Consider the following 8,706-nt stretch of genomic DNA (forward strand, 5'->3'; position numbering starts at 1 on the left):
CGCTCGTCCGCGCGCCGGCACACAGTAATATGGCTTTCGCCGCGCTCCGGTCCATCGCCGGTTCCGCGAGCGTCGGTTCCGCCAGACTGGCCGACCTCCGGCCGAGTCGCGCCTGCGCACGCGCGGCTGCCGGCGTCGATCTCGGAAGCCCGCGCCAATCGCATCGCCAGGGGGCGGCGACGTGGTCGGCACCTCTCGCCCGCGGCGATCTCCTCGAACACAGCCGTTGACAGATCGCCGCTGCCGCGGATAACGTTTATGAAACGTTTCATAACACGACGCCGCAAAATCCGGCGCAGCCGGGCAACCGCTCGCGAATGGGATGGAGACGCTGGGGCATGCCGATACGGATCTGGCACCAGAGCTATACGGACCTGTCACGCCTGCCCGGCTACCGGGCGATGCTCGGCGACCATGCCAGAGCGATCTGCGGGCCGGAGACCACCGTCGACCTGCACGGCATAAGACCGGGGACCTATCCGGAAGGCATGCCGCCGGTGGCAATGACGAAGTTCAACTACGGCCTGAAGCTGACGGATCTCCAGGTCGTCGACAACATCGTCACCGCCGAGCGCGAAGGATACGATGCGGTGGCGATCAGCTGCTTCCTCGATCCGGGCCTCGAGGAGGCGCGGAGCCTCGTCGACATCCCCGTGGTGAGCTCCTGCGAAACGGCGCTGCTCGTCTCGTCCACCGTGGCGCGCTCGTTCGGATTCCTGACGCTGGACGAGAACATGGCGGCCTATCTGCGCAAGCTGGTGGTCCACCACGGCTTCGGCGGCAAGGTCAACGTGGTGGCCGCGTTCGATCCGCCGATCGACGAGCACGAACTCGATCACGCATTCGCGGGCTCCACCGAGTTCGTCGAACGCTTCTCCGATCAGGCCCGCAAGCTGATCGCGCGCGGTGCCGATATCATCGTTCCCGCGGAAGGCGTGCTCAACATCGCGCTCGTGCGCAACGGCGTTCAGGCGGTCGACGGCACGCCGGTGCTGGACTCCTACGGCTCGCTGGTGGCGTTCGCGGAAATGATGGTCCAGTTGCGGCGCAAGTCCGGCCTGCAGGTCTCGCGGGTCGGCGAGTATGCCAAGCCCCCCGACGACGTCGTCGCAAACCTGCGCCACATCGTTTCCGACATCATGGCCAGATGAGCAGGGGCGGGCGATGACAGCGACCACGCCGGTTCAGCCGACGGCGCGTCTTGGCCGGTTCGCCAGCGACTGCGCCACGATGCCGCTGTCGCAGGAGGTCATGGACAAGGCGGCCTATTGCCTGCTCGACGCTTTCGGTCTCGCGATCCTGGCGCGCGGCGAAGCCACCTTCCTGGCCTATTGCGACACGATTGCCGATCTCCCGGAAAAGCCTGGTTACGCCAGGATCTGGGGCAACGGTGCCCATACGCTGCTGTCGGGGGCGCTGGAAGCGAACGGCATCGCAGTGCACGGCCACTTCCACGACGATTCCGAGTACTCATCCTGGTCCCATCCGGCGTCCTTCGTCGTACCTGCGGCCGTGTCGCTCGGCGAGGCGTGCGGGGCGGACCTCGACCTTGTGCTGCGCGGCATCGTGTCCGGCTATACGGCTATGAACTGGCTCGGTGCCGGCGAAACGGTCGCCCGCGCAATGATCGCACGCGGTGTTCGCACGAGCCCGGCGCTGGGGACGGTCGGCGCCGCGGCCGCCGCCGCGACCGTGCTGAAGCTCGATTCCGGCCAGGCCGCCAAGGCGATCGGGATCGCCACCAGCATCACCGGCGGACTGCTGGAGCCGGTGCGGACCGGTTCCGACGAATGGCGGCTGCAGAACGGACGGGCCGCATCCGGCGGCGTCACGGCGGCGCTGCTTGCCGCGCGCGGCGTGGTCGGCGCGCCGACCGGCCTGGAGGGCCCGAAGGGCCTGCTCGCCGCCTATGCCGGCCTCGACGCGCCACCGCCGGACTGGAGCGCGGATCCCGATCCCGAAGCGATCGTTTCGGCTATCGTGGCCAAGCCCTATGCGACGCTCGGCGACAACATGGCGCCTGCCGTGGCGGCGAAACTGCTCCACGACGACGGCGTCGACGTCGACGCGATCGACGGCATCCGACTGACTTTGTGGCGGCCCTATTCGGAGTATCCGGGCACCGACTTCCGGGGACCGTTCACGGAGACGGCGCAGGCGCTGGCCAGCACCGTCTTCGCCACGGCGGCAATGCTGACCTTCGGCGAACTCGAATATGACATCAATCGCGACCGGCGGGACCATCCGACGGTTCTCCGCCTGGCGGCCATCGCCACCATCGAGCCCGACGACGTCGGCGGGCCGGAGGACAGCACGATCGAACTGCGCATGAAGGACGGCACCGTACTTACGCGCTCCTCGCGCGAGGCGCCGCGGACGCTGCTCTACCACGACCGGCCGACGGCGACCGCGCTGATCGAGGCGCGGCTGCTGCGCATGGGGTGGGCGCCCGGCCGGGGCACCGCCTTCGCGGAGCAGGTATTCGGGGCGATCGACAGCAAACGTGCCGTTGCGGTCGGCGGCCTTCTCGATCCTGTCATCAGGAGGTTCTGACCAGACTTCCGCGTCAGGAGATGAAACGTTTTACCTTTTGGAGAAAACGTTTCATAATTGCAGAAAAAAATGGCCAGGGGAGGAATCGACTTGGCAACCATGAAAGCGGTCACCGCGCCTCCGTTCGGCGGTCCGGAAGTGCTGAGCCTGACCGATATGCCGCGCCCATCGCCGGCGCCGGATCAGCTTCTCGTCCGTGTCGGGGCGATCGGCGTGAACCGTGTCGACGCCATGCAGCGTTCGGGAATCTATGCGCCGCCGCCCGGCGCGGGCGACATTCTCGGGGTCGAGTTCGCCGGCGAGGTCGCCGAAGTCGGAGCCGACGCCGGCGATTTCAAACCGGGCGATCGCGTCTTCGGGCTGGTCGCCGCCGGCGCCTATGCCGAATACGCCGTCATCCATCATCGCCATGCGGTGCGTACGCCGGACGGCTGGACCGACGTCAAGGCGGCCGCCGTTGCGGAGACCTTCTGCACCGCCCATGAGACGCTGTTCGAACTGGGCGGCCTCTCGGCCGGCGAACGGATCCTGATTCATGCCGTCGGCAGCGCCGTCGGCACCAGCGCGCTACAGATGGCCGTCAGCCGCGGCGCGACAGTGGTCGGCACGGCCGGCTCGGAGCAGAAGATCACTGCGGCCAAAGCGCTCGGCGCCGAAAACGTGATCAACTACAAGGCCGTGGATTTCGCCGACGAGTTGCTGCGCCTCTATCCCGATGGCGTCGATCAGGTGGAGGACTTCATCGGTTCGCCGTACTTCCAGCGACACCTGAAGGTGCTCAAGCTGAAGGGGCGCATCGTCCAGGTCGGCGTGCTTGGCGCCGGCGTCGCCGACATCGACACCGGACCGATCCTCTACAAGCGGCTGACGGTGCGCGGGTTCACCCTGCGTCCGCAGAACGACGACGAGAAGGCCGGCATAACAGACCGCTTCGTGGCCAACTGGCTGCCGCGGCTGGTCGACGGCTCGGTCGATCAGGTCATGCATGCGGTCCTGCCCTTCGACGACGTCCGCGAAGCGCACCGCATCCTCGAGGACAACGAGAATTTCGGGAAGGTCGTGATGACCGTTTCCTGAGCCGGGGTCTGGAAAGAGAACCCCGACACCAAGGGGCACTGCCCGCACCCGGCACGACACAGTTGGGAAACCACAGAATCCGGGCAAAACAGGGAGGTAATGCAATGCTCGATTTCAAACGCACTTTATTGGCATTCGGAGCGCTCTCGCTCGCCGCCGGGCCTTATGTGCCTGCCGCACATGCCGACGAGGAACTCAAGATCGGCGTCATCGCGGCGCTTTCCGGCGGCGGCACCGCTTGGGGGCAGGGCCTGCTCCGCGGCGTCGAGATCGCCGCGGAAGAGGTGAACGCCAACGGCGGCCTGACCGTCGACGGGACGACCTACACGTTGAAGGTCATCCCGTTCGATGACCAGTACAACGCTGCGCAGGCAAAGACGGCCGCCGAACGCCTCGTCCATGACGAGAAGGTGCGCTTCATGTTCGGACCGATGGGGTCGCCCGGCGCGCTTGGCGCAATCCCGGTCACGCAGCCCGAAAAGGTACTCCAGTTCGTCGAAGGCTATGCGCCGAAGATTCTCGACAACGAGTGGAAGGACGATTCTCACGTCTTCCGTGTCGGCCTCTCCAGCGGAGAGTTCTCCGATCCCGTCGTCGAATGGGTCAAGGAATCGATGCCGGAGGTCAAGAAGGTCGGCATGATCGCGCCCAACGATGCCGTCGGCCAGCAGGCGATCACGGCGCTCGTCGAGCGCTACAAGAACCAGGGCTTCGAGGTCTGGACCGACTTCTACGAGCGCGGCGCGAAGGAGTTCACGCCGATCCTGCTGCGGATGGTGACCGAGAACGTCGACCTGTTCGACCTCAACTCCAACGCCCCGGGCGAGGCGGCCCTTCTCCTGAAACAGGCTCGCGAGGTCGGCTACTCCGGCAAGGTGCTGCAGGCCGGTGGCGCTGGGGTCGCCGAGATCGTCGAGGCCGTCGGTCCTGCCGCCGAAGGCTTCCTCAAGTACGACGTCGTCGACCTGTCCGACCCGAAGATGCAGAACTTCCTGGACATGTACCGCGAGAAGTACACGGGCCTCATAAACGGGTTGGCGCCGGAGTACTACAGCGCCGCGCAGATCCTGTTCGAGGGCATCCGCCGCGCGGACTCGCTCGACACCTCCAAGGTGCGTGACGAGATCGAGAAGATGGAAGGCTGGGAGACGCCATTTCTCGGTCCGGTCAGGTGGACCGGCAAGGAGAAGTACGGCGTCGAGCACCAGATCGTCATCCCCTTCTACATCATGAAGGTCGTTGACGGAAAAGGTGTGGTCGAAGCGAAGATCGTTCCAGATCTCGACTGAGCAGGCGACGGAATCCGCGCGTCGGCGGCTAGTGCCGGCGCGCGGATCTTTCAGCCACTGGCAGGGGCGCGAGCCATGTATTCACCCGCGGTGCTCGGGCAGGTCTTCATCAACGGCATCAGCCTGAGCGCGATCTACATTCTGGTGTCGCTCGGCTTCACGCTGCTGTTCGGGATCATGCGAGTCGTGAACTTCGCCCACGGCGCGATGGCCATGCTGGGCGGTTACGCGCTCTACTACATCTACGGTCAGTTCCAGGTGCCCTACCTGATCGCGGCGCCGCTGGCGGCGCTGACCGTCGCCACCGGGTCGCTGGTCTTCGAGCGGCTGGTCTATCGCTGGTTCTACCAGAAGATGTTCCAGAGCATGATCGGGCTGCTCGGGCTCGACATGGCGATCGTCTTCACCGCGGTGATCATCTGGGATCCCCACGAACGCTCGGTGCCTGCGCCGATCTCGGCAGTCTACAAGGTCGGTCCGCTTTTCCTGTCGGGCAACAAGCTCGTCATCATCGCCGTCGCCGCGGCCACCCTGGCGGCGTTCTACCTGTTCACCCATTTTACCCGCTACGGCCTGGCGATGCGCGCGGCGGCACAGGACGTCGAAATCGCCGAGGTGCAGGGCGTCAACACCGATCGCATCTACACCCTGTCCTTTTTCATCGCGATCTTCATGGCCGCGCTCGCCGGCGGGTTCTTCGCGCAGACCTACGTCCTGTCTCCCTTCATGGGAGAGCGGCCGCTGATGATGGCCTTCATCGCCGTCATCCTCGGCGGGATGGGCAGCATTCCCGGCGTCGCCCTCGGCGGCCTCATACTCGGTCTGTCCGAAAGCTTCCTCGGCACCTACTTCGGCGGGACCACATCCGTGTTCGTCACCTTCGGCGCGGTGATCCTGCTGCTGGTCTTCCGCCCCTGGGGCCTGCTCGGGACGCCGGAAACATGACACTCGCCGAAGCCGGTTCACCCTCCGAAGCCCCCGCGGCGCCAGCTGTCAGCGGCATCGGAACCACGCGGATCAAGGCGGCGATCGCGGTCGTCCTGATCGTTGCCTTCGCCGCTCTGCCACTGATCGATTCCGACCAATTCACGATATCGCTCGGCACGACGCTGCTGATCACCGGCATCGCCACGACGAGCCTGCACCTGATCATCCGCACGGGGCACGTGTCGCTCGCGCATGCGGCGTTCATGGGGCTTGGCGCCTACGCGAGCGTCATCGCCGTCGTCAGCTACAGGCTGCCGTACCCGGTCGCCATCCTGCTGGCGTTCCTGGCTCCGGCTGCCGTCGCGTTGGTGGTGGGTCCGCTGCTGCTGCGCCTGTCGGGCAAGTACTTCGTGCTGGTGACTTTCCTGCTTGGCGAGATCATCCGGCTGGTCTTCGTCTCCTGGCAGTCCTTCACCGGCGGCTCAAACGGCATCTTCGGGATACCGGTCCCCTATGCGTTCCTGGAGTCGCCGATCGCGTTCTTCTACTTCGCTTTGGGCTTCGCGCTGGTCTGCATCGGTTTCGTGGCGCGCCTGCTGCAATCGGAAATCGGCCGCAGCATCGACGCGATCCGCGAAGACCCGCGTCTTGCGGAGTGCTCGGGTATCCCGGTTCTGAGGGTCAAGGTGACGATGTTCGTCATCGCCTGCGGACTGGCGGGAATCTCCGGCGCCTTGTTCGGCTCGTTCGTACGCTACATCGACCCGACGTCGTTCTCGATCATCCAGTCTCTCAACTTCGTCGTCATGAACATCGTCGGCGGGATGCACCAGCTCATCGGACCGATCGTGGGAACGTTGTTCTTCGTGATCCTGCCGGAGTTCCTCCGCGGCTATGTCGAGCTCCAGCGCGTCTTCTTCGGCGTCAGCCTGATCCTGGTCATGGCGTTCCTGCCGGGCGGTATCATCGAGCTGGTGGCGCGACTGCGGCGACTGCTAGGACGCGGGCGGGAGGCATCGGCATGACGGCGCTTCTGTCCGTCAGCGATCTCTCCCGGCATTTCGGCGGCGTCGCCGCCGTCGACGGGTTGTCGTTCGATGTCAACGACAACGAGATCCTCGGCATCATAGGCCCGAACGGGGCCGGCAAGACGACCGCCATCAACCTGATCAGCGGCGTGATCAAGCCGGATTCAGGCAGCGTGCTGTTCAGCGGCGAAGAGGTCACCGGCATCGCGCCGCACCGCCTCGCCGACAAGGGGCTCGTGCGGACGTTCCAGGCGACAACCGTCTTCGATCAGCGCACCGTGCGGGAGAACACCTTGCGCGGCGCCTATCTGTCGCTCTTTCCCGGCTTCTTTCCCGCCCTGTTCGCGACGGCGGCGGCGCGCAGGAAGCGTTCCGCCGCCGAGGCGCTGGTCGACGAGGTCCTCGATTGGCTGAGCCTGACCGAAGTTGCGGAAATCACCGCCGGCAACCTGCCGTACGGCTACCAGAAGACCCTCGGCATGGCGATCGCGCTGGCTGCCAGGCCGCGACTGGTGATGATGGACGAGCCGGTTGCGGGGCTGAGCGCGGAAGAGGCCGACCATGTGCGCGACACCATCAAGCGGGTCCGCGAGCGCGGCATCACCGTGATCGTCATCGATCACAACATGCGCTTCATTTCCGGGCTCTGCGACCGCGTCTTCGTGATCCATCAGGGTCGCGGACTGGCGGTCGGTACTCCCGCCGACGTGCTCTCGAACACCGCAGTGATCGAAGCCTACCTGGGGAAGGGCCATGGCGCTGCTGTCGATCACTAACCTGCAGGTCCGCTACGGCCGCATCCTCGGCACGGACGACGTGTCGTTCGACCTGGCGGAGGGCGAGACGCTCGCGCTGATCGGCTCGAACGGCGCCGGCAAGAGCAGCACCCTCAAGGCGATTCTGGGGATGGTCTCCTATCCGACCGGCGAAATCCGCCTGCAGGATAAGAACCTGAAGGGCCTGCGACCGTCCGCGATCTCACGTCTGGGGGTCGGTCTGTCGCCCGAGGGCCGGCGTGTCTTCCCCTATCTCTCGGTACTCGAAAACCTGCGGATCGGCGCCTACGCGCGCACCGGCTCCGAGTTCGAGGAACGCCTGGAGCAGATCTACGCCTACTTCCCGAGGCTGAAGGAGCGTTCGGGGCAACGCGCGGGGCTGCTGAGCGGCGGCGAGCAGCAGATGCTGGCGATCGGCCGGGCCCTGATGCCGCGGCCGAGCCTGTTCCTGCTGGACGAGCCTTCGCTCGGTCTCGCCCCGATCGTCGTCGAGAAGATCGGTGAAATCATTGCCGAGGTGCAGAAGAGCGAGAACCTGTCCGTGGTGCTGGCCGAGCAGAACGCCAACTGGGCCATGAGCATCGCTCCGCGCGCGGTCATTCTGGAACTCGGTCGCGTCGCCGCGGTCGGAGCCAGCGCCAACCTGCGGCAGGATCCGCGGGTGCGCACCGCCTATCTGGGCGTATAGCGGGTTCGGCGTGCACGGTTTCGATACCAGGAAGGTTCGTCCATGACCTCTGATCGCGCCGCGTCGGGCGCACCGCTGGAGGGGATCACGGTAGTTGAGCTGGGCCACAGCGTTGCGGCGCCGTATGCGGGGCTTGTGCTGGCGGATCTCGGGGCGCGGGTGATCAAGGTTGAGAACCCGTCGGGGGGCGACTACGCGCGGGGCTGGGGCCCGCCGTTCTGGAAGGAGACGTCGTCGTCCTTTGCGGCGCTGAACCGGGGCAAGGAGGGTGTGGCGGTGGACTTTGCCGACGCCGGCGAGGTTGCGGCGCTGAAGGCGCTGATCGTGGCGGAGGCCGACGCGGTGGTGCAGAACCTGCGGCCGGGGAT

The 8,706-nt window shown here is 65.9% G+C and carries 9 protein-coding genes; all 9 read left to right on the forward strand.

Annotated features, from left to right (window positions below; translation table 11 throughout):
* Positions 1-338 precede the first annotated feature (338 nt).
* The gene (locus V3328_RS22265) at positions 339-1,151 is read left to right on the forward strand and encodes an aspartate/glutamate racemase family protein (RefSeq protein ID WP_340331926.1); all 813 of its coding nucleotides are present in this window, start codon (positions 339-341) and stop codon (positions 1,149-1,151) included.
* Positions 1,152-1,164: 13 nt separating this feature from the next.
* A complete protein-coding gene (locus tag V3328_RS22270; RefSeq protein WP_340331927.1) occupies positions 1,165-2,553 on the forward strand; it encodes an MmgE/PrpD family protein in 1,389 nt (462 codons plus the stop codon).
* Positions 2,554-2,652: 99 nt separating this feature from the next.
* On the forward strand, positions 2,653-3,630 hold the full coding sequence (locus V3328_RS22275; RefSeq protein WP_340331938.1) for an NAD(P)H-quinone oxidoreductase: 978 nt from the start codon (positions 2,653-2,655) through the stop codon (positions 3,628-3,630).
* Positions 3,631-3,734: 104 nt separating this feature from the next.
* A complete protein-coding gene (locus tag V3328_RS22280) occupies positions 3,735-4,919 on the forward strand; it encodes an ABC transporter substrate-binding protein (protein ID WP_340331928.1) in 1,185 nt (394 codons plus the stop codon).
* Between the two features lie 75 nt (positions 4,920-4,994).
* Positions 4,995-5,864, forward strand: coding sequence for a branched-chain amino acid ABC transporter permease (locus V3328_RS22285; RefSeq protein ID WP_340331929.1), 870 nt, complete (start codon positions 4,995-4,997; stop codon positions 5,862-5,864).
* Positions 5,861-6,871, forward strand: coding sequence for a branched-chain amino acid ABC transporter permease (locus V3328_RS22290; protein ID WP_340331930.1), 1,011 nt, complete (start codon positions 5,861-5,863; stop codon positions 6,869-6,871). The genes V3328_RS22285 and V3328_RS22290 overlap by 4 nt, the downstream gene beginning before the upstream one ends.
* Positions 6,868-7,650 carry an ABC transporter ATP-binding protein gene (locus tag V3328_RS22295; protein WP_340331931.1) on the forward strand — a complete coding sequence of 261 codons (783 nt, stop codon included), beginning with the start codon at positions 6,868-6,870 and terminating at the stop codon, positions 7,648-7,650. Before V3328_RS22290 ends, V3328_RS22295 begins: the two co-directional genes overlap by 4 nt.
* A complete protein-coding gene (locus tag V3328_RS22300; protein ID WP_340331932.1) occupies positions 7,628-8,338 on the forward strand; it encodes an ABC transporter ATP-binding protein in 711 nt (236 codons plus the stop codon). Before V3328_RS22295 ends, V3328_RS22300 begins: the two co-directional genes overlap by 23 nt.
* A gap of 42 nt (positions 8,339-8,380) precedes the next feature.
* A partial coding sequence (locus tag V3328_RS22305) for a CoA transferase (RefSeq protein ID WP_340331933.1) occupies positions 8,381-8,706 on the forward strand: 326 nt, incomplete at its 3' end.

The sequence above is a fragment of the Microbaculum marinum genome, assembly GCF_037855135.1.
Lineage (GTDB): Bacteria > Pseudomonadota > Alphaproteobacteria > Rhizobiales > Tepidamorphaceae > Microbaculum > Microbaculum marinum.

Excerpts from the sequence above, each read along its gene's own strand:
- V3328_RS22280 (WP_340331928.1), top strand. The coding sequence starts at position 3,735 with ATGCTCGATTTCAAACGCACTTTATTGGCATTCGGAGCGCTCTCGCTC.
- V3328_RS22275 (WP_340331938.1), top strand. The coding sequence starts at position 2,653 with ATGAAAGCGGTCACCGCGCCTCCGTTCGGCGGTCCGGAAGTGCTGAGC.
- V3328_RS22265 (WP_340331926.1), top strand. The coding sequence starts at position 339 with ATGCCGATACGGATCTGGCACCAGAGCTATACGGACCTGTCACGCCTG.
- V3328_RS22270 (WP_340331927.1), top strand. The coding sequence starts at position 1,165 with ATGACAGCGACCACGCCGGTTCAGCCGACGGCGCGTCTTGGCCGGTTC.
- V3328_RS22285 (WP_340331929.1), top strand. The coding sequence starts at position 4,995 with ATGTATTCACCCGCGGTGCTCGGGCAGGTCTTCATCAACGGCATCAGC.
- V3328_RS22290 (WP_340331930.1), top strand. The coding sequence starts at position 5,861 with ATGACACTCGCCGAAGCCGGTTCACCCTCCGAAGCCCCCGCGGCGCCA.
- V3328_RS22295 (WP_340331931.1), top strand. The coding sequence starts at position 6,868 with ATGACGGCGCTTCTGTCCGTCAGCGATCTCTCCCGGCATTTCGGCGGC.
- V3328_RS22300 (WP_340331932.1), top strand. The coding sequence starts at position 7,628 with ATGGCGCTGCTGTCGATCACTAACCTGCAGGTCCGCTACGGCCGCATC.